Source organism: Pseudomonas brassicacearum (genome assembly GCF_003732175.1).
Lineage (GTDB): Bacteria > Pseudomonadota > Gammaproteobacteria > Pseudomonadales > Pseudomonadaceae > Aquipseudomonas > Aquipseudomonas brassicacearum_G.
Genome location: NZ_MOBI01000023.1, coordinates 13,783 through 37,909, shown reverse-complemented (window position 1 = coordinate 37,909; position 24,127 = coordinate 13,783). Strand labels below are relative to the sequence as shown.

The 24,127-nt window shown below is 59.4% G+C and carries 21 protein-coding genes and 1 pseudogene; 11 read left to right on the top strand and 11 right to left on the bottom strand.

Annotated elements, in window-relative coordinates; all coding sequences use genetic code 11:
* Positions 1-7: 7 nt before the first annotated feature.
* Complete coding sequence (locus tag BK658_RS22040) at positions 8-901, bottom strand: LysR family transcriptional regulator ArgP (RefSeq protein WP_123584157.1); 894 nt, start codon at positions 899-901, stop codon at positions 8-10.
* Between the two features lie 96 nt (positions 902-997).
* On the opposite strand from BK658_RS22040, the gene BK658_RS22035 reads away from it, so the two are divergent.
* The 10 genes from BK658_RS22035 (at position 998) to BK658_RS21990 (ending at position 15,108) form a co-directional block, all read left to right on the top strand.
* On the top strand, positions 998-1,399 hold the full coding sequence (locus tag BK658_RS22035) for an ACT domain-containing protein (RefSeq protein WP_123584156.1): 402 nt from the start codon (positions 998-1,000) through the stop codon (positions 1,397-1,399).
* Between the two features lie 5 nt (positions 1,400-1,404).
* Complete coding sequence (locus BK658_RS22030) at positions 1,405-2,007, top strand: LysE/ArgO family amino acid transporter (protein WP_123584155.1); 603 nt, start codon at positions 1,405-1,407, stop codon at positions 2,005-2,007.
* Between the two features lie 175 nt (positions 2,008-2,182).
* On the top strand, positions 2,183-2,779 hold the full coding sequence (locus BK658_RS22025; protein WP_123584154.1) for a superoxide dismutase: 597 nt from the start codon (positions 2,183-2,185) through the stop codon (positions 2,777-2,779).
* A gap of 337 nt (positions 2,780-3,116) precedes the next feature.
* Positions 3,117-5,168, top strand: a complete 2,052-nt coding sequence (locus BK658_RS22020) for a putative bifunctional diguanylate cyclase/phosphodiesterase (protein WP_123584153.1) — start codon at positions 3,117-3,119, stop codon at positions 5,166-5,168.
* Between the two features lie 222 nt (positions 5,169-5,390).
* Positions 5,391-6,731: an imelysin family protein gene (locus BK658_RS22015; protein WP_123584152.1), complete on the top strand. Its 1,341-nt coding sequence runs from the start codon at positions 5,391-5,393 to the stop codon at positions 6,729-6,731.
* Between the two features lie 273 nt (positions 6,732-7,004).
* Entirely contained in the window at positions 7,005-8,432 is a 1,428-nt protein-coding gene (locus tag BK658_RS22010; RefSeq protein WP_123584151.1) for a di-heme oxidoreductase family protein, read from the top strand.
* A gap of 44 nt (positions 8,433-8,476) precedes the next feature.
* Positions 8,477-9,541 (top strand): imelysin family protein, encoded by a 1,065-nt coding sequence (locus BK658_RS22005; RefSeq protein ID WP_123584150.1) that lies wholly within the window; start codon positions 8,477-8,479, stop codon positions 9,539-9,541.
* Positions 9,542-9,555: 14 nt separating this feature from the next.
* Complete coding sequence (locus BK658_RS22000) at positions 9,556-10,653, top strand: DUF1513 domain-containing protein (RefSeq protein ID WP_123584149.1); 1,098 nt, start codon at positions 9,556-9,558, stop codon at positions 10,651-10,653.
* Positions 10,654-10,916: 263 nt separating this feature from the next.
* Positions 10,917-12,068, top strand: a complete 1,152-nt coding sequence (locus BK658_RS21995; protein WP_123584148.1) for an efflux RND transporter periplasmic adaptor subunit — start codon at positions 10,917-10,919, stop codon at positions 12,066-12,068.
* A 13-nt stretch (positions 12,069-12,081) separates the two neighbouring features.
* Positions 12,082-15,108, top strand: a complete 3,027-nt coding sequence (locus BK658_RS21990) for a multidrug efflux RND transporter permease subunit (protein WP_123584147.1) — start codon at positions 12,082-12,084, stop codon at positions 15,106-15,108.
* 90 nt (positions 15,109-15,198) lie between these two features.
* Here the strand turns inward: BK658_RS21990 and BK658_RS21985 are convergent, their stop codons facing one another.
* From BK658_RS21985 to BK658_RS21945, 9 genes and pseudogenes are all read right to left on the bottom strand, one after another.
* Entirely contained in the window at positions 15,199-15,429 is a 231-nt protein-coding gene (locus BK658_RS21985; protein ID WP_123584146.1) for a hypothetical protein, read from the bottom strand.
* A 2-nt stretch (positions 15,430-15,431) separates the two neighbouring features.
* Complete coding sequence (locus tag BK658_RS21980; protein WP_123584145.1) at positions 15,432-16,145, bottom strand: lipopolysaccharide kinase InaA family protein; 714 nt, start codon at positions 16,143-16,145, stop codon at positions 15,432-15,434.
* A 4-nt stretch (positions 16,146-16,149) separates the two neighbouring features.
* Positions 16,150-16,257: pseudogene (locus BK658_RS21975) on the bottom strand (SAM-dependent methyltransferase); the annotation flags it as partial.
* Between the two features lie 10 nt (positions 16,258-16,267).
* Positions 16,268-17,548, bottom strand: a complete 1,281-nt coding sequence (locus tag BK658_RS21970) for a sensor histidine kinase (RefSeq protein ID WP_123584144.1) — start codon at positions 17,546-17,548, stop codon at positions 16,268-16,270.
* Positions 17,538-18,221, bottom strand: coding sequence for a two-component system response regulator ColR (gene colR, locus BK658_RS21965; protein ID WP_054593790.1), 684 nt, complete (start codon positions 18,219-18,221; stop codon positions 17,538-17,540). The genes BK658_RS21970 and colR overlap by 11 nt, the downstream gene beginning before the upstream one ends.
* A 193-nt stretch (positions 18,222-18,414) precedes the next feature.
* Positions 18,415-20,058, bottom strand: a complete 1,644-nt coding sequence (gene groL, locus BK658_RS21960; RefSeq protein ID WP_054593791.1) for a chaperonin GroEL — start codon at positions 20,056-20,058, stop codon at positions 18,415-18,417.
* A 48-nt stretch (positions 20,059-20,106) separates the two neighbouring features.
* Positions 20,107-20,400: a co-chaperone GroES gene (locus tag BK658_RS21955; RefSeq protein ID WP_008032125.1), complete on the bottom strand. Its 294-nt coding sequence runs from the start codon at positions 20,398-20,400 to the stop codon at positions 20,107-20,109.
* Positions 20,401-20,645: 245 nt separating this feature from the next.
* Positions 20,646-21,122 (bottom strand): FxsA family protein, encoded by a 477-nt coding sequence (locus BK658_RS21950; RefSeq protein WP_123584143.1) that lies wholly within the window; start codon positions 21,120-21,122, stop codon positions 20,646-20,648.
* A 66-nt stretch (positions 21,123-21,188) separates the two neighbouring features.
* On the bottom strand, positions 21,189-21,920 hold the full coding sequence (locus tag BK658_RS21945; RefSeq protein ID WP_123584142.1) for a HugZ family pyridoxamine 5'-phosphate oxidase: 732 nt from the start codon (positions 21,918-21,920) through the stop codon (positions 21,189-21,191).
* Between the two features lie 166 nt (positions 21,921-22,086).
* Between BK658_RS21945 and BK658_RS21940 the strand changes: the two genes are divergently transcribed.
* A complete protein-coding gene (locus BK658_RS21940; RefSeq protein ID WP_123584141.1) occupies positions 22,087-22,845 on the top strand; it encodes an SDR family oxidoreductase in 759 nt (252 codons plus the stop codon).
* Between the two features lie 147 nt (positions 22,846-22,992).
* Here BK658_RS21940 and apbC read toward each other — a convergent pair whose 3' ends face one another.
* Positions 22,993-24,087: an iron-sulfur cluster carrier protein ApbC gene (gene apbC / locus BK658_RS21935; RefSeq protein ID WP_123584140.1), complete on the bottom strand. Its 1,095-nt coding sequence runs from the start codon at positions 24,085-24,087 to the stop codon at positions 22,993-22,995.
* Positions 24,088-24,127: the final 40 nt, after the last annotated feature.

The following is a 24,127-nucleotide window of genomic DNA, read 5'->3' as shown; positions in this document are numbered from 1 at the left end:
CTGCCCGTCAGTCCAACGGCACCAGCCACTGCCTGGATAAACGTACCAGATGCTCGGTGAGTAACCCCAGCAACTGGCCACCATTGCGCCAATGATGCCAGTACAACGGCACATCAATCGGTTTATCTGGCAACAACTCCACCAGGACACCGCGTTCAAGTTGTTCGCGCACCTGCAGCTCGGGCACCAGCCCCCAGCCCAGGCCGGCCTCAGTCAGGCGGATGAAGCCTTCGGATGACGGGCACAAATGATGTTCAAAACCACCGTCCACACCCAGTGACGCCAGGTAGCGGTGCTGCAAAAAGTCATCCGGGCCAAACACCAGCGCCGGCGTGTGCGCCAACTGATCGGCCCTGACCCCTTGGGGAAAATGCCGGGCAATAAACGCCGGGCTGGCCAGCGCGCGGTAACGCATGGCGCCCAGCAACTCACTGCGGGCACCCGCCACCGGGCGCTCACTGGCACACACGCACGCCGCCACTTCACCGGCGCGCATGCGTTTGAGGCCAACGGTCTGGTCTTCCACCACCAGGTCGAGCAATAGATGTTGCTCGGCGCAAAAGTCACTCACCGCCTCGGCCCACCATGTGGCCAAACTGTCGGCGTTGAGTGCGATGCGCAGGCGTTCCGGCAAGCCTTCTTCATCCAGAGCGGGCACCAGGCTTTGCAGGTCACGCTCCAGCAAACGCACCTGCTGCACATGGTTGAGCAAACGCCGGCCAATCTCGGTCGGCGCCGGCGGCGTGGCCCGCACCAGCACCGGCTGGCCGATACGCGCTTCGAGCAACTTGATGCGCTGGGAGATCGCCGATTGCGACAACCCCAACACCTGAGCGGCGCGCTCGAACCCGGCCTGCTCGACCACCGCAGCAAGGGCGGACAGCAATTTATAGTCGAACATCAGTTTTCCTAATGAGCGATCAGCAATATTGGTTTTTCTTATACAACCTGGAACAGGAGAATGACCAGCAAGAACTGTTGAACAAGGATCAGCGACATGGCTGGCGAAACCTCACTGAACACCCTGCTGCGCAGCATGAGCCCGCAGCTCAACGATGGCGAATACGTGTTCTGCACGATTCGCGACGACCACCTGCCCAAAGACTGCGAAATCATCGGCAGCTTCCGCGAACAGGAAGGCCTGACGGTGATTCTTGAGCGCTCGCAAGCCGAGAAGGCCGGGTTGAGTTTCGACTACCTGGCGGCATGGATCACCCTCAATGTGCATTCGGCCCTCGAAGCCGTTGGCCTGACCGCTGCGTTTGCCACAGCCCTCGGCCAAGCCGGGATCAGCTGCAACGTGATTGCCGGCTATTACCACGACCATTTGTTTGTCGGCCAGGCCGACGCCAAGCGCGCGATGTCGGTACTGCGGCAACTCGCGGCAAACGCGGAGTAAACCTTATGTGGCAAAGCTATGTGAACGGCCTGTTGGTCGCTGCGGGACTGATCATGGCGATCGGTACGCAAAATGCGTTCGTGCTGGCGCAAAGCCTGCGCCGCGAACATCACCTGCCGGTGGCGGCGCTCTGCGTGACCTGCGATGCGTTGCTGGTGGCCGCTGGCGTGTTCGGGCTGGCGACGATCCTCGCGCAAAATCCACTGTTGCTGGCGATCGCCCGTTGGGGCGGCGCGGCTTTCCTGCTGTGGTACGGCAGCCTGGCACTGCGTCGCGCCTGTTCGAAGCAAAGCCTGCAACAGGGTGAAAACCAGACCGTGCGTTCATTGCGCGCGGTATTGCTCAGCGCTCTCGCGGTGACGTTGCTCAACCCGCATGTGTATCTGGACACCGTGTTGCTGATCGGTTCGCTCGGGGCCCAACAAACAGTGCCGAGCGCTTATGTGGTGGGCGCAGCCAGTGCGTCATTGCTGTGGTTTTTCACCCTGGCGCTGGGCGCCGCGTGGCTGGCACCGTGGTTGGCACGCCCAAGCACCTGGCGGATTCTCGACCTGCTGGTGGCGGTGATGATGTTTACTGTGGCCTTTCAACTGATCAACGCCGCCTGATTATTCCCAAAGGCTCTGGAACCTCTATCCCACACAGTTGTTGCGTGGTTAAGCCGCACCCCCGGTGCTATGATCCGACACCTGCGCCGCAAAGAGTACAAACTCCCCGGCGCTTGTCTGGCCGCCCGTGATCGGCCTTGCGCTCACCGCAACTGACCTGATTAGGAGAATCACCATGGCTTTCGAATTGCCGCCACTGCCTTACGCACACGATGCACTGCAGCCGCACATTTCCAAGGAAACTCTGGAATATCACCACGACAAGCACCACAACACCTACGTCGTGAACCTGAACAACCTGGTGCCAGGCACCGAGTTCGAAGGCAAGACCCTGGAACAAATCGTCAAGACTTCTTCGGGTGGCATCTTCAACAACGCCGCTCAGGTCTGGAACCACACTTTCTACTGGAACTGCCTGGCGCCAAACGCTGGCGGTCAACCAACCGGCGCACTGGCTGAGGCGATCAACGCAGCTTTCGGTTCGTTCGACAAGTTCAAAGAAGAGTTCACCAAGACTTCGGTCGGCACCTTCGGTTCCGGTTGGGGCTGGCTGGTGAAAAAAGCTGACGGTTCCCTGGCCCTGGCCAGCACCATCGGCGCCGGCAACCCGCTGACCAGCGGCGACACCCCGCTGCTGACCTGCGACGTCTGGGAACACGCTTACTACATCGACTACCGCAACCTGCGTCCGAAGTACGTTGAAGCGTTCTGGAACCTGGTTAACTGGAAGTTCGTGGCTGAGCAGTTCGAAGGCAAAGTCTTCACCGCTTAAGTCTGCTTGCAGTCAAAAAAACCCGGCATTGCCGGGTTTTTTTATGCCAGTGCAATGTGAAATCCTCCCGCAACGCCCCCCGAAAACAAGCGTTTCCTTGCCCCAACGCCACAGCCGTCTACCATCAACCAGACACAAATATTCGCCCCTGCCCCTCAAGTTGCGGGAGCTGCCTACCGAAACACTACTAATGGGCTCCACTTGCCAGCTACCACGGCATTGAGGCCAAGCCAGCGGACAAAATTCGCATGGCTTGATTGTCCCTTTGACTGCCATCACGGGATTGCCAATACTCATGGCAACTTGACGTTACCCGCACGGAACAAGGAATAGCCCTTTGAAGCTGGAACTCAAAAACAGCTTGTCGGTGAAGTTGCTCCGGGTCGTGCTCCTGTCGGCATTGATCGTCGGCGTGGTGTTGAGCTGCGCGCAGATCGTTTTCGATGCTTATAAAACACGCCAGGCCGTGGCCAATGATGCCCAGCGCATCCTCGATATGTTCCGCGACCCCTCGACCCAGGCGGTGTACAGCCTCGATCGGGAAATGGGTATGCAGGTTATTGAAGGCCTGTTCCAGGACGACGCCGTGCGCATGGCCTCCATCGGCCATCCCAATGAAGCCATGCTTGCGGAAAAATCCCGTGACTTGCAGCATTCTCACAGCCGTTGGCTGACCGACCTTATTCTGGGCCAGGAACGCACGTTCACCACGCAACTGGTGGGGCGCGGCCCCTATAGCGAATATTACGGCGACCTCAGTATCACCCTCGACACCGCCACCTATGGCCAGAGCTTTATTGTCAGCTCGGTGATCATCTTCATCTCCGGCGTATTGCGGGCCATGGCCATGGGCCTGGTGCTGTATCTGGTCTATCACTGGCTGCTGACCAAACCGCTGTCACGAATCATCGAACACCTGACCAACGTCAATCCCGACCGTCCCAGCGAACACAAGATTCCGCAGCTCAAGGGCCACGAAAAGAACGAACTGGGGATCTGGATCAACACCGCCAACCAGTTGCTTGAGTCCATCGAGCGCAATACCCACCTGCGCCACGAAGCCGAAAACAGCCTGTTGCGCATGGCGCAATACGACTTCCTCACCGGTCTGCCGAACCGTCAGCAATTGCAGCAGCAACTGGACAAGATTCTGGTAGACGCCGGTCGCCTGCAACGCCGGGTCGCCGTGTTGTGTGTAGGCCTGGATGATTTCAAAGGCATCAACGAGCAGTTCAGCTACCAGACCGGCGACCAATTGCTGTTGGCCCTGGCTGACCGTCTGCGTGCCCACAGTGGTCGTCTCGGCGCGCTCGCCCGCCTGGGGGGCGATCAGTTCGCACTGGTTCAGGCCGATATCGAGCAGCCCTACGAAGCCGCCGAGCTGGCGCAAAGCATCCTCGATGACCTGGAAGCGGCGTTTGCCCTCGATCATCAGGAAATCCGCCTGCGCGCAACCATCGGCATCACCTTGTTCCCGGAAGATGGCGACAGCACCGAGAAGCTGTTGCAGAAAGCCGAACAGACCATGACCCTGGCCAAGACCCGTTCGCGCAATCGCTATCAGTTCTATATCGCCAGCGTCGACAGCGAAATGCGCCGTCGCCGCGAATTGGAAAAAGACCTGCGCGACGCCCTCACCCGCAATCAGTTCTATCTGGTTTACCAACCGCAGATCAGTTACCGCGATCAGCGGGTGGTCGGTGTCGAGGCGCTGATTCGCTGGCAACACCCGGAACACGGGCTGGTGCCGCCGGATCTGTTCATTCCGCTGGCCGAGCAGAACGGCACGATCATCGCCATCGGCGAATGGGTGCTGGACCAGGCCTGCCGACAACTGCGTGAATGGCACGACCAGGGGTTCAGCGACCTGCGCATGGCGGTCAACCTGTCCACCGTGCAACTGCACCACGCCGAGTTGCCGCGAGTCGTCAACAACCTGATGCAAATGTATCGCCTGCCGCCGCGCAGCCTCGAACTGGAAGTCACCGAGACCGGTCTGATGGAAGACATCAGCACCGCCGCGCAACACCTGCTCAGCCTGCGCCGTTCGGGGGCCTTGATCGCTATCGACGACTTCGGGACCGGCTACTCATCGCTGAGCTATTTGAAGAGCCTGCCGCTGGACAAGATCAAGATCGACAAAAGCTTCGTTCAGGACCTGCTCGATGACGACGACGATGCAACCATCGTTCGCGCGATCATCCAGCTCGGTAAAAGCCTTGGCATGCAGGTGATTGCCGAGGGGGTGGAAACGCTCGAGCAAGAGGCTTACATCATCTCTGAAGGCTGTCACGAAGGTCAGGGCTATCTCTACAGCAAACCGCTGCCTGCGCGGGAGCTGAGTGCTTATCTGAAACAGGCCCAACGTAGTAATGCGATGATCCTCTGAGCCTCTAAAAGATCGCAGCCTGCGGCAGCTCCTACATTAGATTGGTGTTCACCTGTAGGAGCTGCCGAAGGCTGCGATCTTTTGATCTTCCCCGCACCGCCCTCGTAAACAAGAAATATTTCCAACCACGGCCCTTTACACATAATGCGAAAGATTTGCATTATGTCGCAGTTTTGCGCACCCCCGCGCCTGTCCATTATTTACCGAAGCAGGATGTTCGCCATGATTCGTATGCCTCTGGCTACCGCCAGTTTGCTGGCCATCGCTATTTCCCTCGCCGGTTGCGGCGAAGGTAAAGACAAGGCTGCTCCTCAAGCGCCTACGCCGGCCACCAGCACTGCGGCACCCGCTGCGCCTGCCGCTACCGGGAAAGTCGATGAAGCCGCTCGCAAAGCCGTTGTCGCGCACTACGCCGACATGGTTTTTGCTGTCTTCAGCGATGCCGAATCCACTGCGAAAACCCTGCAAACAGCCATCGACGCCTTCCTCGCCAAGCCGAATGCCGAGACCCTGAAAGCCGCTCGCGCAGCCTGGGTCGCTGCACGCGTGCCTTACCTGCAGAGTGAAGTATTCCGCTTCGGCAACACCATCATTGACGATTGGGAAGGTCAGGTTAACGCCTGGCCCCTCGACGAAGGCCTGATCGACTACGTCGACAAGAACTACGAGCACGCATTGGGTAACCCGGGGGCCAACGCCAACATCATCGCCAACCCGATCATCCAGGTGGGTGAAGACAAGATCGACGTGACCGACATCACGCCGGAAAAACTCGCCAGCCTGAACGAGCTGGGCGGTTCCGAAGCGAACGTCGCGACGGGTTACCACGCCATCGAATTCCTGCTCTGGGGCCAGGACCTGAACGGCACCGGCCCTGGTGCCGGCAACCGTCCGGCGTCGGACTACCTGGAAGGCCCCGGTGCTACCGGTGGCCACAACGATCGTCGTCGCGCCTACCTGAAAGCCGTGACCCAGTTGCTGGTCAGTGACCTGGAAGAAATGGTCGGCAACTGGAAGCCGAACGTGCCTGACAACTACCGCGCCGAGCTGGAAGAAGAACCGGCTGAAAGCGGTTTGCGCAAAATGCTCTTCGGCATGGGTAGTCTCTCGCTGGGCGAACTGGCGGGCGAGCGCATGAAAGTTTCCCTGGAAGCCAACTCCCCGGAAGACGAACAGGACTGCTTCAGCGACAACACCCACAACTCGCACTTCTACGATGCCAAAGGCATTCGCAACGTGTACCTGGGCGAATACACCCGCACCGACGGCACCAAAATGACCGGCGCCAGCCTGTCGTCGCTGGTGGCCAAAGCCGACCCGGCTGCCGATGCTGCACTCAAGGCTGACCTGGCCACCACCGAGGCCAAAATCCAGGTCATGGTTGATCACGCCAACAAGGGTGAGCACTACGACCAGTTGATCGCTGCCGGCAATACCGCGGGCAACCAGATTGTGCGTGACGCGATTGCGGCACTGGTCAAGCAGACCAGTGCAATCGAACTGGCTGCCGGCAAACTGGGCATCAGCGACCTGAACCCGGACAACGCCGATCACGATTTCTGATCAACGCTTGCCACCGATCGTTCCCACGCTCTGCGTGGGAATGCATCCCGTGACGCTCTGCGTCACATGTCACGAGCGGAACGCGGAGCGTCCCTAGAGTCATTCCCACGCGGAGCGTGGGAACGATCGGATGTCAGTCCGCTTTCGCGAGCAAGCCCGCTCCCACAGGGAATTGCGATCAACCTGTGAGAGCGAACGATAATTCCTCTTATTCAAACTCCGCTGCCCTGTTAGACTTTGCGCCCTTGTTTGGCTCGTCTTTCAGGATTGCTGATGCCCTCGCTGCCTCTTCGCTTGTCTGCACTGCTTCTGGCCCTGGGCCTGAGTGCCTGCGATGACGCCCCGCGTTTTACCAAGGCCGAACCCGGTGAAGCCCGCTCCGGTGGCGCAGCGACCGTCAGAAAGACCGACCAGAACGCGTTCTCACTGCCTTCAGCCAACCTCTCGCCGACCCGGCGGCTGGACTTCAGCGTCGGCAACAGTTTTTTCCGCAGCCCTTGGGTGATCGCCCCCTCGACCACCACCGCCCGCGACGGTCTCGGCCCGCTGTTCAACACCAACGGCTGCCAGAACTGCCATATCAAGGACGGTCGCGGTCATCCGCCAACGGCCGATTCCGATAATGCCGTGTCGATGCTGGTGCGTCTGTCGATCCCCAACGCCCCGGCCTACGCCAAGGTCATCGAGCAAATGGGTGTGGTGCCTGAGCCGGTCTACGGCGGGCAGCTTCAGGACATGGCCGTGCCCGGCGTCGCCCCCGAAGGCAAGGTTCGGGTCGACTATGATCCGGTCCCGGTGCGCTTTACCGACGGCACTGAAATCGAACTGCGCAAACCCAAGCTGCTGATCACCCAACTGGGCTACGGCCCGATGCATCCCGACACGCTTTTTTCCGCTCGAGTCGCCCCGCCGATGATTGGCCTCGGGCTACTCGAAGCCATCGCTGACGCAGATATCCTGGCCAACGCCGACGCCCAGGCTAAAGCCAAGAACGGCATCGCCGGACGTCCAAACCGGGTGTGGGATGACGCGCAGCAAAAGACCGTTTTGGGGCGTTTTGGCTGGAAAGCCGGGCAACCCAATCTCAATCAGCAAAACGTTCACGCGTTTTCCGGCGATATGGGCCTCACCACCCGCCTGCGACCGTTCGATGACTGCACCCAGGCCCAGACTGACTGCCTGCAGGCGCCTAACGGCAATGGCCCGGATGGCGAGCCGGAAGTCAGCGACAACATCTTGCGCCTGGTGCTGTTCTATAGCCGTAACCTCGCCGTCCCGGCCCGCCGTGATGTCAACGGCTCGCAAGTCCTGGCCGGTAAAAACCTGTTCTATCAGGCCGGTTGCCAGTCCTGCCACACACCGAAATTCACCACCGCCGCGAATGCCGCAGAACCTGAACTGGCCAATCAAGTGATTCGCCCCTACAGCGATCTGCTGTTGCATGACATGGGCGAAGGCCTGGCCGATAACCGTAGCGAATTCCAGGCTTCAGGACGCGACTGGCGCACCGCGCCGTTGTGGGGCATTGGCCTGACGCAGGCCGTCAGTGGCCACACGCAGTTTCTGCATGACGGCCGCGCTCGCAACCTGCTCGAAGCCGTGTTGTGGCACGGCGGTGAAGCACGCGCGGCGCAGCAGCAGGTTTTAGCGTTCAACGCCGAACAACGTGCTGCGTTGCTGGCCTTTTTGAATTCTCTTTGACGCATTTCCCATACGCTTTTGCCCACATAAAAAGGGAGCCCGACATGTTCCGTCCCAAGCTGTTGTTCACCAGCCTTGCCGCACTCGCCCTGGGTGCCTGCTCGCCCCAGGACCCTCAAGCCGTCACCTCGGCAGCCATCGCCAAGCAAGTGATCCTGCCGACCTACAGTCGCTGGGTTGAAGCCGACCGCCAATTGGCCGTCAGTGCGCTGGCCTACTGCGAAGGCAAGGCGGACCTTGCAACAGCTCGCGCCGACTTCCTCCATGCACAAAAGGCCTGGGCACAATTGCAACCGCTGCTGGTTGGCCCACTGGCCGAAGGCAATCGCTCCTGGCAGGTGCAGTTCTGGCCAGACAAGAAAAACCTGGTCGGGCGTCAGGTCGAGCAACTGGTCACCGCACAACCGCAGATCGACGCCGCTGCGCTAGCCAAATCCAGCGTCGTCGTGCAGGGACTCTCGGCCTATGAGTACATTCTGTTCGACGAAAAAACCAACGTTGCCGACGCCGCGCAAAAAGCCCGTTACTGCCCACTGCTGAGTGCCATCGGCGAACGTCAGAAACTGCTGGCCGAAGAGATCCTCGCCAGCTGGAACAGCACCGACGGCATGCTGGCCCAGATGAGCAAATTCCCGAACCAGCGTTACGCCGATTCCCACGAAGCCATCGCCGATTTGCTGCGCGCTCAAGTGACGGCACTCGATACCCTGAAGAAAAAACTCGGCACGCCAATGGGGCGCCAGACCAAGGGTATTCCACAGCCGTTCCAGGCAGACGCATGGCGCAGTCAGTCGTCGCTGCAAAGCATGGAGTCGAGTCTGGCTGCCGCCCGGACGGTCTGGGTCGGCGTCGACAACAAGGGCCTGCGCGGCCTGCTGCCGGCCGAACAAAAGCCGCTGGCGGACAAGATCGATGCCGCCTACGCCGCGTCGTTGAAACTGTTCGAAAGCAACCAGCGCTCGCTGACCGAGATGCTCACAGACGATGCCGGTCGCCAGCAACTCAACGACCTCTACGACAGCCTCAACGTCGTCCATCGCCTGCACGAAGGTGATCTGGCCAAGGCGCTGGGCATCCAACTGGGCTTCAACGCCAACGACGGTGACTGATGAGGGGTAGCGCCATGCTGCGACGTCAGGCTCTGACTTTAGGCAGTTTGTTGCTGGGCGCCGTGACGCTGGGCGGCTGGAAGCTGTTCAAGCAAAAGGACCACGGTCCTTTGCTGCTTTCGGCGCGCGACGACAGTGACGGCAAACATTACGCCGTCGGCTATCGACTGGACGGCACTCGAGTGTTCGCCACCGAAGTTGGCCAACGCTGCCACGACATCATCAACCACCCTGCTCTGCCAATAGCCCTGTTCGTCGCACGGCGACCGGGCACCGAGAGCTATCTGGTCGATTTGCGTGACGGTACGCTGCTGCAAACCGTAGTATCGAAACCGAACCGGCACTTCTACGGTCACGCGGTTATTCATAAAAGCGGCGACTGGCTGTACGCCACCGAAAACGACACCACCGACCCGGGTCGCGGCTTGCTCGGGGTGTACCGTTTCGAGGGTCAGCGGTTGCTTTACAGCGGTGAAATTTCCACCCACGGCATCGGTCCGCATCAGGTGTCATGGATGCCCGACGGTGAAACCCTGGTGGTGGCCAACGGCGGCATTCGCACCGAAGGCGAAAGCCGGGTCGAGATGAACCTTGACGCCATGGAACCCAGCCTGGTGCTGATGCAGCGCGATGGCACCCTGCTGAGCAAGGAAACCCTGGCCCAGCAGATGAACAGCGTGCGTCACATGGGGATCGCCAGCGATGGCACCATTGTCACCGGCCAGCAATTCATGGGCGCCGCCCATGAATCATCCGAGCTGTTGGCGATCAAGCGTCCCGGCCAGCCCTTTGTCGCGTTCCCGGTCGCCGAGCATCAGTTGCAGGCCATGGGGCACTACACCGCGAGCGTCGCGGTGCACAGTGACTTGCGGCTGGTGGCGCTCACCGCACCGCGCGGCAACCGTTTTTTCATCTGGGACCTGGACAGCGGCGAAGTGCGCCTCGATGCACCGCTGCCCGACTGTGCCGGCGTCGGTGCGGTGGCCGATGGCTTTGTCGTGACATCGGGGCAAGGGCGTTGCCGTTTCTATGATTGTCGCCAGACACCGCTGCTGGCAAAACCCCTCGAGCTCCCTGCAGGGCTCTGGGATAACCACCTGCACCTGGTCTGAAATCTGCGCTGCCAAATTGATCGTTTGATCGTTCCCACGCTCCCGCGTGGGAATGCAGCCAGTGACGCTCCGCGTCACCTGCCGAAGCGGACGCAGAGCGTCCGGTGAGGCATTCCCACGCAGAGCGTGGGAACGATCAATAATGAGCTGCCGAAGGCTGCGATCCTGTTCCTGAGAACACCCGGAAACATCAATTGGAATCACCCGCATACACGGAGTAATGTTTGGTCTGTCTCGCCTGATTTTTTCCAAGGAAGTGGAATATGCTGCGTCGCCGCATGCTGATCATGTTGGGTGTTGTGCTGTTGATCGTCCTGATGCTGGGAGGCTACAAGGCCTTCTCCATCTACAAGATGATCCAGACCTTCGCTGTGCCAAGACCACCGGTGAGCGTTGCCGTGGCCACGGCCACCGAACGGCCCTGGCAATTTCGCTTGCCCACGGTCGGTACTCTCAAGGCGCTGCAAGGGGTCAACCTGGGCCTGGAGATCGCCGGTACGGTCAAGGAGGTGCAGTTTGAATCCGGGCAGAAGGTCAAGGCCGGTCAGCCGCTCGTGCAGCTCGACAGCGCCGTTGAAAGTGCCTTGCTGGAAACTGCTCAGGCCGACCTTGGCCTGGCGCAACTCGATTACGGCCGCGGCAGCCAATTGGTCGGCAGTCAGGCGATTTCCAAGGGCGAGTTCGACCGGCTCACCGCGGTGCTCGCCAAGAACAAGGCCACAGTCAATCAGCTCAAGGCTGCGCTGGCGAAGAAACATATCGTCGCGCCCTTCAGCGGCACCATCGGCATTCGTCAGGTGGACGTCGGCGACTTCCTGCCCAGCGGCACGGTCATCGCCACCCTGCAGGACTTGAGCAGCCTTTACGTCGACTTCTACGTGCCGGAACAATCGGTGCCGAAAATCGCCCTCGGTCAGGCGGTTCAAGTCACGGTCCCGGCCTACCCGACACAGAACTTCCCCGGTGCCATCAGCGCGATCAACCCCAAGGTCGAAAACAGCACCCGCAACGTGCTGGTGCGTGCCACCCTGGCCAACCCTGACGGCACATTGCTACCGGGCATGTTCGCCAGCCTGCAGGTCATGTTGCCGGACCCACAGCCCAAAATCGTCGTACCGGAAGGCGCGATCACCTACACCCTCTATGGCAACTCGCTTTATGTGGTCGCCCAGAAGAAGGACGCGAACGGCAACGTCGAGAAAGACGACCAGGGCCAGCCGATCCTGATCGCCGAACGACGCTTCATCGAAACCGGCGAGCGTCGCGAAGGCCTGGTGATGATCAACAAAGGGCTGCAGAACGGCGAGCAAGTGGTCAGTGCCGGTCAGATCAAACTCGACAACGGCACGCACATTGTCGTCAGCCCCGACAAGAACCTGCCAGCCGAACAGACCAGCCAACCGCGCGCGAACTGATCAAGGAATTCCCATGGCGTTTACCGATCCGTTCATCCGCCGCCCGGTGCTCGCTACCGTGGTCAGCCTGCTGATTGTGCTGCTGGGTTTCCAGGCCTGGAGCAAACTGCCGCTGCGCCAATATCCGCAAATGGAGAACGCGCTGATCACGGTGACCACTGCCTACCCCGGCGCCAACGCCGAAACCATTCAGGGCTACATCACCCAACCCTTGCAGCAAAGCCTGGCCAGTGCCGAAGGCATTGACTACATGACCTCGGTCAGTCGCCAGAACTTCTCGGTGATTTCGATTTACGCGCGCATCGGCTCCAACAGCGACCGGCTGTTCACCGAGCTGCTGGCCAAGGCCAACGAGGTCAAGAACAAGCTGCCCAAAGACGCTGAAGACCCGGTGCTGAGCAAGGAGGCCGCAGGTGCCTCGGCGCTGATGTACATGAGTTTTTTCAGCAAGGAGTTGAGCAACCCGCAGATCACCGATTATCTGTCACGGGTGATCCAGCCCAAGCTCGCCACCCTTCCCGGCATGGCTGAAGCCGCCATTCTCGGCAACCAGGTGTTTGCCATGCGCCTTTGGCTCGACCCGGTAAAACTTGCCGGTTTCGGCTTGAGCGCCAGTGACGTCACCAACGCCGTGCGCCAGTACAACTTCCTGTCCGCCGCCGGTGAAGTCAAAGGCGAGTACGTCGTCACCAGTATCAACGCCAATACCGAGTTGAAGACCGCCGAAGCCTTTGCCGCGATCCCTTTGAAAACAGAGGGTGACAGCAGGGTACTGCTCAGCGACGTGGCGCGCGTGGAAATGGGCGCCGAGAACTACAACACCATCAGCTCTTTTGGCGGCACACCGTCGGTGTACATCGGGATCAAGGCCACACCGGCCGCCAACCCGCTGGACGTGATCAAGGAAGTGCGCAAGATCATGCCGGAGCTGGAATCCCAGTTGCCCCCCACCCTCAAGGCTGAAATTGCCTACGACGCCACGTTGTTCATTCAGGCCTCGATCAACGAAGTGGTGAAAACCCTCTTCGAAGCCGTGCTGATCGTGATTGTCGTGGTGTTCCTGTTTCTTGGCGCGCTGCGTTCGGTGCTGATCCCGGTGGTGACCATTCCACTGTCGATGATCGGCGTGATGTTCTTCATGCAACTGATGGGCTACTCGATCAACCTGCTGACCTTGCTGGCGATGGTGCTGGCCATCGGCCTGGTGGTGGACGACGCCATCGTCGTGGTGGAAAACATCCACCGACACATAGAAGAAGGCAAAACGCCGCTGGACGCAGCTCTCGAAGGCGCCCGGGAAATCGCCATGCCGGTAGTCTCGATGACCATCACCCTGGCGGCGGTCTATGCACCCATCGGCTTTCTGACGGGCCTGACCGGCGCCCTGTTCAAGGAGTTCGCGCTGACCCTGGCCGGCGCCGTGGTGATCTCCGGGATCGTTGCCCTGACGCTGTCGCCGATGATGTGCGCGCTGCTCTTGCGTCACGATGAAAACCCGTCAGGCCTGGCCCATCGCCTCGATCTGATTTTCGAAGGGCTTAAGCGTCGTTATCAACGTGTGCTGCACGGCACGCTCAATACACGGCCCGTGGTGCTGGTGTTCGCCGTGATCGTGCTGTGCCTGATTCCGGTGCTGCTCAAGTTCACCAAATCGGAACTGGCACCGGATGAAGACCAGGGCGTCATTTTCATGATGGCCAACGCCCCACAACCCACCAACCTGGACTACCTGAATACCTACACCGACGAATTCCTGGCGATATTCAAGGAGTTTCCCGAGTACTACTCGTCCTTCCAGATCAACGGATTCAATGGCGTGCAGTCAGGTATTGGCGGCTTCCTGCTCAAACCCTGGAATGAGCGCAAACGAACCCAGATGCAGATTCTGCCAGAGGTGCAGAAAAAGCTTTCGAGCATCACCGGCCTGCAAATCTTCGGCTTCAACCTGCCGTCTCTACCGGGCACTGGTGAAGGCTTGCCGTTCCAGTTTGTGATCAACACCGCCAATGACTACGAGTCCCTGCTGGAGGTGATCAATCGGGTGAAGAAGCGTGCCCTGGAATCCGGAAAGTTCGCGTTCCTCGACATCGACCTGGCCTTCGACAAGCCCGAAGTCGTGGTTGATATCGACCGCGCCAAAGCCGCTCAAATGGGTGTCTCGATGGAGGATCTGGGCGTAACCCTGTCGACGTTGCTGGCAGAAGCCGAGATCAACCGTTTCACCATCGAGGGGCGCAGTTACAAAGTCATCGCCCAGGTCGAACGGCCCTACCGGGACAACCCCGACTGGCTGAGCAACTACTACGTTAAAAACACCAAGGGTGAGCTGTTGCCCCTGTCGACCTTGATCAACATCAGTGACCGGGCACGACCGCGACAGCTGAATCAGTTCCAGCAACTCAATTCGGCGATTCTTTCCGGCGTTTCGATGGTCAGCATGGGCGAGGCGATTGATACCGTGCGCCAGATCGCCCAGGAAGAAGCGCCGCCAGGTTATGCCTTCGATTACGGCGGCGCCTCGCGGCAGTTCGTTCAGGAAGGCAGCGCCTTGTGGGTGACCTTTGCCTTGGCACTGGCGATCATTTTCCTGGTACTGGCGGCGCAGTTCGAAAGTTTCCGCGATCCACTGGTGATTCTGGTGACCGTACCGCTGTCGATTTGCGGCGCGCTGATCCCGTTGTTCCTGGGCTGGTCGAGCATGAACATCTATACCCAGGTCGGGCTGGTGACCTTGATCGGACTGATCAGCAAACACGGGATCCTGATCGTCCAGTTTGCCAACCAATTGCGCAAGGACAAGGGCCTGACGCCCCGCGAAGCCGTGGAGCAAGCGGCAGCCATTCGCCTGCGTCCGGTATTGATGACCACGGCCGCCATGGTCTTCGGCATGGTGCCGTTGATCATCGCCACCGGCGCGGGGGCCGTCAGCCGCTATGATATCGGGATGGTGATCGCCACGGGCATGTCGATCGGGACACTGTTCACGCTGTTCGTGCTGCCCTGCATCTACACGCTGTTGGCCAAGCCCGACAAGACCTGAGAGCTCCCACAAGGGGTCGGCAAATTGAAGACTTGGGTTCAAAAGCAAAAGCCTCGCGTATGCGAGGCCTTTGATGTGGGCTGAGGGGTTTCAACTCTGGTGCTTCATTCCCTGAGTCATGCCTAACATGAACAACAACAACTCATCATTTTCGGAGTGGGTCACCGTGGATGACTTCGCAGTCCGTGGTAACGGGCAATGCGCGCCGCCATTCTTTGCACTGAGAACTTGCGTACGTGGCTGCTCCAGGCCGACCACCGCCAATGAAACAACTGCCAAGGCTCCTGCCAAAAATAGCCCCCTAGCAATTTCTAGTTTCATCGCTACAAACCTTTGATGGAGCTGCCAAACGCCTTCTTATAAAAGTAGATGAGCTTCGCCCAATCTGCCGAGCCCCACGACGAGTGGCGGCGCAACTGTTTCATGTCATGCGAAGCCGCTTGCTGACGGGTCAGACGCTGGCGGCACTTCTCCAGATCGAGCAACGCCACTTCGGCCCTGGCGGCGTCACCCTCACCGGTCACGCGCACAAAAACATGCTTGATATACAAGCAGCTATGTTGCCAGCGCCCCTTGTGCATCCGCGCCAGGTTCTCGGCCAGGTCTTGCAGTACCCGTTCATGCAACGCCTCGCCGTAGCGCTCGCGCCCACCGCTGGCATACCAGTCTTCAATCTCGACAAAGCCGTCCAGTGCGGCAGTCACCAACAACGCTCGCCACTGATGCACCGGATCACGCTGGGCGCCACAGAACACCAGTTCAGGCACTCGAACATTCAGCAAACGGAGGCCGTTCAGCGCATCAAGCTCACGTAACACCGTCGGACGACCAAACGGGTGCAACCAGCTTCGGTAAATGTGCCCCGTCTGACGCTTGGCATAGAGCAGCCGGTCATGGGGGGCACGAATCCGCTGTACGCCACTTTCCCCACCTCGACGAACGTTGGGTTCTTCTACCCATTCACCGCGCTGATTCCAGAAATAATTGAAGCGGTCTTCAGGAGCGACTTCCATTTCCGATGCCTGTCCAACTGCCATCCTGCTACCTCTTTCGTAATATATAAACGCGCCGCATGCCATAGAGCGGGATAAAGTCCAAATGCTCCTGAACCCGAAAATCCACCTGCTTGAACTCCGCTTCTACGGTCGCGACCGTGGCATCAAGCGTCCGGCTTGCCCAGTTCGACATAAAAGCGGCAGCCGTTGGGTTCCATGGTGCTGAGACTGACGCTCCAGCCCTGGTTTTCACAAATTCGCTGCACCAGCGACAGGCCCAGTCCAAGCCCGTCCCCACGCTTCTCGCCACCGCGTACAAACGGCTCGAACATCGCTTCACGCTTCTCTTCAGGAATACCGACACCGCTGTCTTCGACCAGAAAACCGCGGGGCAGAATGGTCAGGCGAATAAACCCGCTGTCGGTGTAGTGCAAGGCATTACGCAACAGGTTACCCATGACTGCATGCAGGAATGTCGCGTTATAGCGCGTATCCGTCGGGTTGCCGGGTTCATAAAACAGCGTGAGCCCCTTGTCTTCGATCGGCTCGCGCCACAGGCCGAGCAAGTCCTCGGCCACCTGCCCCAGAGTCTGTTGTGGCGACATGCTGGCATCTTCACGCTGCGCCCGGGCGAGCATCAGGAAGGTCTGGACCAGTTCGCGCATCTCTTCACAGGCACGAGCGATCCGCTCAACCTGGTTGCGACTGCGCTGATCAAGGTCCGGGTTCTCCAGCAACAGTTCGCAGGAGCTGGCCAATACCATCAACGGGGTGCGCAGCTCGTGACTGACGTCGCTGGTGAACAGCCGTTCGCGACTCAGCGCCTGGCGCAATCGGCCCAACGTGGCGTCGAAGGCGACGGCCAGCTCACCGACTTCATCGGCGGCATAGTCCGGCGCCAGGGGCGGTGCCAGACCAAGCAGTTGATCGCGGTGACGCACCTGGCGTGCCAGCCGGACCACCGGCGCCATGACCTTGCGCGCGAGCACCCAGCCAAGGAACACCGCCAATGCCAGACTTAATACAAACCCCACCAGCACCACGGCAAACAATACCCGTTCGCGCTCTTCGAAATCGCTTTGATCCTGTATCAGGACGTAGCGTCGGCCATCAACGATCTCGACGAGCGCGTGGTATGACAGCTGCTCGCGAAACACTTCATGAAAGCCCGCATTCAGATGCCGCAGGTCCCTGGGCAAGTCGAAGTCGCCAGGGCCGCCACTGAAGTAGAACAACTGATCGGGCTCGGGACGGTGACTCCAGTCGGCCATACTGTCCATCAACAGCAAACGCTGTAAATCGCCACCCAGACCTGCAGAAATCAGCTTTTCTTCGACCAGATGCACGGTCGCCACGATGCCAATGGCGAATGCCCCCGCCACCAACGCACTCATCAAGGCAAAGGCAATAATGATCCGCTGAGCAAGGCTCTGCTTAAACTCCATCACGCCCCTCGGCCAGGCGATAGCCGACGCCGTGCACGGTTTGCAGCAATGGTTTGGCGAACGGCTTGTCGATCACCTGACGCAACTGATGGACGTGACTGCGCAGGCTGTCGCTGTCCGGACAGTCATCACCCCAAAGGGCTTCTTCGAGTATTTCGCGACGCAAGACGTGCGGGCTTTTCTGCATCAACACCGCCAGCAGCTTGAGGCCGACCGGGTTGAGTTTCAGCAGGCGACCTTCGCGGGTCACTTCAAGCGTGTCGAGGTCGTAGCTCAGATCGCCAACCTGCAGGGCACGGCGACCGCCACCCTGGGTACGGCGCATGACCGCCTCGATGCGCGCCGCCAGTTCAGACAGGGCAAAGGGTTTGACCAGGTAATCATCGGCACCGGACTTGAAGCCCTGCAGCCGGTCATCCAGTTGGTCACGGGCAGTCAGCATGATCACCGGGGTATCGCGCCGGGCATCTTCACGCAGGCGTTTGCACAGGGTGTAACCATCGATGCCGGGCAGCATGATGTCGAGCACGATCAGATCGTAATGCTCGGTGGCCGCCAGGTGCAGACCTGACAAACCGTCCTGCGCGCAATCCACGGTATAGCCTTTAAGCCCCAGGTAATCGGCCAGATTGGCGAGGATGTCGCGGTTGTCTTCAACCAATAGAATTCGCATGGGCACTTGCTCCGTACACAGTAACGGCCGTCTTGGCCCGCGCAGCTTAAGGCCAAGAGTGGCTCAGGGATAGATCTGTTGATCCAAACCCTGTCAGGGAAGGTACTGCAGACCTCTGCCGATATGTTACAGCCATAAAAAAACCCCGCGGGCTTTACGCCAGCGGGGTTTTTTCGTACAGGGTAAGGCTGGCTTACATCATGCCGCCCATGCCGCCCATACCGCCCATGTCTGGCATACCGCCGCCAGCTGGTGCGTCTTCCTTGATCTCGGCGATCATGGCTTCGGTGGTGATCATCAGGCTGGCAATCGACGAAGCCGCTTGCAGAGCCGAACGAGTCACTTTGGCCGGGTCCAGGATACCCATTTCGATCATGTCGCCGTATTCGCCGGTAGCAGCGTTGTAACCGTAGTTACCCTTACCCTGCTTGACCTTGTCGACTACAACGCTTGGCTCGTCGCCGGAGTTGGCAACGATCTGACGCAGTGGCGCTTCAACAGCGCGACGCAGCAACTGGATGCCCACGTTCTGGTCATCGTTGTCGCCTTTGAGTTCGGAGATCGCTTGCAGAGCGCGAACCAGTGCCACGCCACCGCCAGGTACCACGCCTTCTTCAACGGCTGCACGGGTAGCGTGCAGGGCGTCTTCAACGCGGGCTTTCTTCTCTTTCATTTCAACTTCGGAACCCGCGCCAACCTTGATCACTGCAACGCCGCCGGACAGCTTGGCCAGACGCTCTTGCAGTTTTTCACGGTCGTAGTCGGACGAAGTGTCAGCCACTTGTTGACGGATCTGAACAACGCGAGCCTGGATGTCAGCCTCAACGCCAGCACCGTCGATGATGGTGGTGTTTTCTTTGGACAGGATCACGCGCTTGGCATTACCCAGGTGTTCCAGGGTAGTGCTTTCCAGGCTCAGGCCGATCTCTTCGGAGATAACGGTACCGCCAGTCAGAACAGCGATGTCCTGCAGCATGGCCTTGCGACGGTCGCCGAAGCCTGGGGCTTTGACGGCAGCCACTTTAACGATGCCGCGCATGTTGTTCACAACCAGAGTCGCCAGGGCTTCGCCTTCAACGTCTTCGGCAACGATCAGCAGAGGACGACCGGCTTTGGCAACGGCTTCCAGTACTGGCAGCATTTCGCGGATGTTCGAGATCTTTTTGTCGACCAGCAGGATCAGCGGACCGTCCAGTTCGGCGGTCATGGTCTCTGGCTTGTTGACGAAGTACGGGGACAGGTAGCCACGGTCGAACTGCATGCCTTCTACAACCGACAGTTCGTTTTCCAGGCCCGAGCCTTCTTCAACGGTGATCACGCCTTCTTTACCGACTTTTTCCATGGCTTCGGCAATGATGTCGCCGATGGAGCTGTCGGAGTTGGCCGAGATGGTGCCGACCTGAGCGATTGCCTTGGTGTCAGCGCATGGCTTGGACAGGGCTTTGAGCTCTTTGACGATAGCGATGGTCGCTTTGTCGATACCGCGTTTCAGGTCCATCGGGTTCATGCCGGCAGCGACGGCTTTCAGGCCTTCGTTGACGATCGACTGAGCCAGAACGGTCGCGGTGGTGGTGCCGTCGCCTGCGTCATCGTTGGCACGGGAGGCAACGTCTTTGACCAGCTGCGCGCCCATGTTTTCGAAACGGTCTTTCAGTTCGATTTCTTTGGCTACGGAAACGCCGTCCTTGGTGATGGTCGGAGCGCCGAAGCTCTTCTCGATGATCACGTTACGGCCTTTAGGGCCCAGGGTCGCTTTTACTGCGTCAGCCAGGACGTTGACACCGGCGAGCATTTTCTTACGGGCGGAGTCGCCGAATTTAACTTCTTTAGCAGCCATGATCGATATTCCTTAAATACTTTGTAGTAGCGGGAAATTGAGCGCAAATCAGCCTTCGATAACAGCGAGAATCTCGTTCTCAGCCATTACCAGCAGGTCTTCACCGTCGACTTTCACAGTGTTGCTGCCGGAGTACGGGCCGAACACAACCTTGTCACCCACTTTCACGGCCAGCGCACGCACTTCACCGTTGTCCAGCACGCGGCCGGTACCTACAGCGAGGACTTCACCGCTGTTGGCTTTTTCGGCAGCCGAACCTGGCAGAACGATACCGCCAGCGGTTTTCTTTTCTTCTTCGCTGCGACGGATGACGACGCGGTCATGCAGAGGACGAAGCTTCATTGTCGATCTCTCCTAATTGTGGTTTTCAGCGGCCGGTGTAATCCCGGCGGGTTAAATTCCGGCGTTGCCGGTTGCGGCTCGTCAAGCGAACCGCGGAAGTCTGTCTGGTGATCTTCACCAGAAACCTTGCGGTGACCGTTACATAAGGGCGCATAAGCTTATTACAAGGGCTGGGCAGTGAAATTTTTTACGGCCTGACCACAGAAACGAACACGGCACCCGAAGGTGCCGTGTCAATGAGACAGTTATTTGGAGTCGCGGTGCTCGAACTCGCCTTCGATCACGTTCGGCTCACGGCCCAACGGTTGACGCGGAGCCGGGCCGCCACGCGGTTGCAGATCATCGGCAAAGGCACGCTGACGAATTGCCTGCTCTTCGGCGCGCTGGCGCATCTTGTTGGCCAGCAGCCGGCGAGTGATCGGCAGCACCATGATCAGACCCATCACGTCACTGACGAAGCCTGGCAGGATCAACAGACCACCACCCAAGGCCAGCATCAGGCCTTCGAGCATGGTCTGCGCTGGCAACTCGCCGCGGTTCAGGCTTTCACGAGCGCGCAATGCGGTAGCCAGACCGGCGATGCGCAGCACGAACACGCCAAACATCGAGCCGAGAATAATCAGCAGCAGCGCCGGGAAAAACCCGATGGCCGCGCTGACCTTGACGAATACGAACAGCTCCAACACCGGGAATAGCAGAAAGAGCAACAAAAAAGGGCGCATCAAATGGTTCCTTAACGCAAGAATGCCTTGCAAGTAAAACTTAGATGACGTCGCCGTTTCGTGATTTCAAGCGTCGGCTGTCGCATTTTTCGGCCAATGCTCGGCATGAGCCAATAAAACCAAGGTTTCGCGCACTTGTGTCGGCGTATTACACACCTCCGGGAACGACAACCAGTACAGCCCCTGGCCAATGCGCAGGTGCATGCCTTCGGCGTCGATACCCGCCAACTGAGCGGGTGCGGTTTTCGGCAAGCCGGCCAGGTCGACGTAATGGGCGATGGCCTTGGCGTGGTCGGCGTTCATGTGTTCGACCATGCTCACTTCGGCCTTGCCGGCGAACGGGTTGGCCAGGGTCAGTTGGTCGACCCAGTGAATCGCACCGAAACCCCCGATGTAGCGATGCCGTACCGGTTTGAGTACCCAGAAGTCGAAATCATGCGCCTTGTGATAATTCTGCGAGTCCGGGAAATAGCGGTAATAACGCTCGGCGGCGGCATCGATGGCGGCCTGGTCTTCGATTTTTTCCGCTTCGGCCAGGTACGTCAGCCGACCAACGGCCTGCACGTCTTCAGCCTCGCGCTCCCCCACCAGCAGTGAGCATTTAGGGTCTTTTTGCAGATTGTGGGTGTGCTGGGCGATCCGGCTGATCAGGATCAGCGGCCGGCCCTGCTCGTCCAGGCAATAAGGAACCACTGAGCCGAACGGGAAACCGGGCATCGCCTTGGAGTGTGTCGAGAGCACTCCGCGGTATTCCTTGAGCAGCAATTCTCGGGCATGCTTGGCAGCTTCAACGCTCAATTTATGACTCCTTATATAGAATCCGTCAAAAAAACGGACAGGCACCTGGAACAACGTTCCAGCAATGCCATCGGGGCAGTTCTCGTGTGCAGCCAGGCCACATCAGGTGCAGATCGAGAGGCTCTCTAAAAGGAAACCACTCTGACCTGCTATTGGGGGCATGCGAATGAAACTCACTGACAAAGTAATCATTATCACGGGCGGTTGCCAGGGTTTAGGCCGTTCGATGGCCGAGTATTTCGCCGCCAAGGGTGCGAAACTGGCGCTGGTCGACCTCAACCAGGAAAAGCTAGACCAGGCCGTCGCCGCCTGCAAAGCCGCCGGTGTCGATGCTCGCGCTTATCTGTGCAACGTCGCCAATGAAGAACAGGTGACTCATATGGTCGCCCAGGTTGCCGAAGACTTCGGCGCGATCCACGGCCTGATCAACAACGCCGGGATTCTGCGCGATGGCCTGCTGATCAAGGTCAAGGATGGCGAAATGACCAAGCTGAGCCTGGCCCAGTGGCAGGCCGTGATCGACGTCAACCTGACCGGCGTGTTCCTGTGCACCCGTGAAGTGGCGGCGAAAATGATCGAGCTGAAGACCAGCGGCGCGATCGTCAATATCTCCTCGATCTCCCGCGCCGGCAACGTCGGCCAGACCAACTACTCCGCCGCCAAGGCCGGGGTTGCTGCGGCCACCGTGACCTGGGCCAAGGAACTGGCGCGCTACGGTATTCGCGTGGCCGGTATTGCGCCGGGCTTCATCGAAACCGAAATGACCCTGGGCATGAAGCCTGAAGCGCTGGAGAAAATGACCTCCGGGATTCCACTCAAGCGCATGGGCAAGCCCGAAGAAATTGCCCATTCGGCGGCGTACATCTTCGAGAACGACTATTACACCGGCCGGATCCTGGAGATGGATGGCGGTTTGCGGATTTAAGACCTACCTAAAACCAATGTGGGAGCAGCCGGGCGGCGCTCCCTCTGCTCGCGATGGGGGCATAACATTCACAATTGATTGTGACTGTTACACCGCTATCGCGAGCAGGCTCGCTCCCACAGTTATTAGTGTTCTATCTGGAAGGTATCAATCGTCGCTGACGGTGATGTTCGGCATCGCTGGCGTGGCGGCTTCCTGCAAGACAATCCGCGCGCCCACGTGACGGGCCAGTTCCTGGTAGACCATGGCGATCTGGCTGTCCGGTTCGGCGATCACTGTTGGCTTGCCGCCGTCAGCCTGCTCGCGAATCAACATCGACAGCGGCAGCGATGCCAGCAGTTCGACGCCATATTGGCTGGCCAGCTTCTCGCCGCCGCCTTCACCGAACAGGTGCTCGGCATGACCGCAGTTGGAGCAGATGTGCACGGCCATGTTTTCCACCACGCCGAGCACTGGAATGTTGACCTTACGGAACATCTCCACGCCTTTGCGGGCGTCCAGCAATGCAAGATCCTGCGGTGTGGTGACAATCACCGCACCAGCCACCGGGACTTTTTGCGCCAGGGTCAACTGAATGTCACCGGTGCCCGGCGGCATGTCGATCACCAGATAATCCAGATCGCTCCAGGCCGTCTGCGTCACCAGTTGCAGCAAGGCGCCGGAAACCATCGGGCCACGCCAGACCATCGGCGTGTTGTCGTCGGTCAAAAACGCCATGGACATGACTTCAACGCCATGCGACTCGATCGGCACGAACCACTTCTGGTCCTTGATCTTGGGTCGGGTACCTTCCGGGATGCCGAACATGATGCCCTGGCTCGGGCCATAGATATCGGCATCGAGGATCCCGACCCTGGCGCCTTCGCGGGCCAGCGCCAGCGCGAGGTTCGCAGCGGTGGTGGATTTGCCCACGCCGCCCTTGCCGGACGCCACCGCGACCACGTTCTTGACGTTGGCCAATCCCGGGATCTGCGCCTGAGCCTTGTGCGCGGCAATCACAGTAGTGATGTCGACTTTGGCCGAGGTCACGCCCTCCAGGCCTTCGATCGCCATTTGCAGCAGTTGCGCCCAGCCACTCTTGAACAGGCCGGCGGCGTAGCCCAGTTCCAGCTGAACGCTGACGCGGTCGCCCTGAATGTCGATGCTGCGCAGGCAACCGGCGCTGACCGGATCCTGGTTCAAGTAAGGGTCGGTGTACTGACGAAGGACGGCTTCCACCGCTGCGCGATTGACGGCGCTCATGGGCAACTCCGATAACAAGGCTGGAAAATCAGACGGGTAT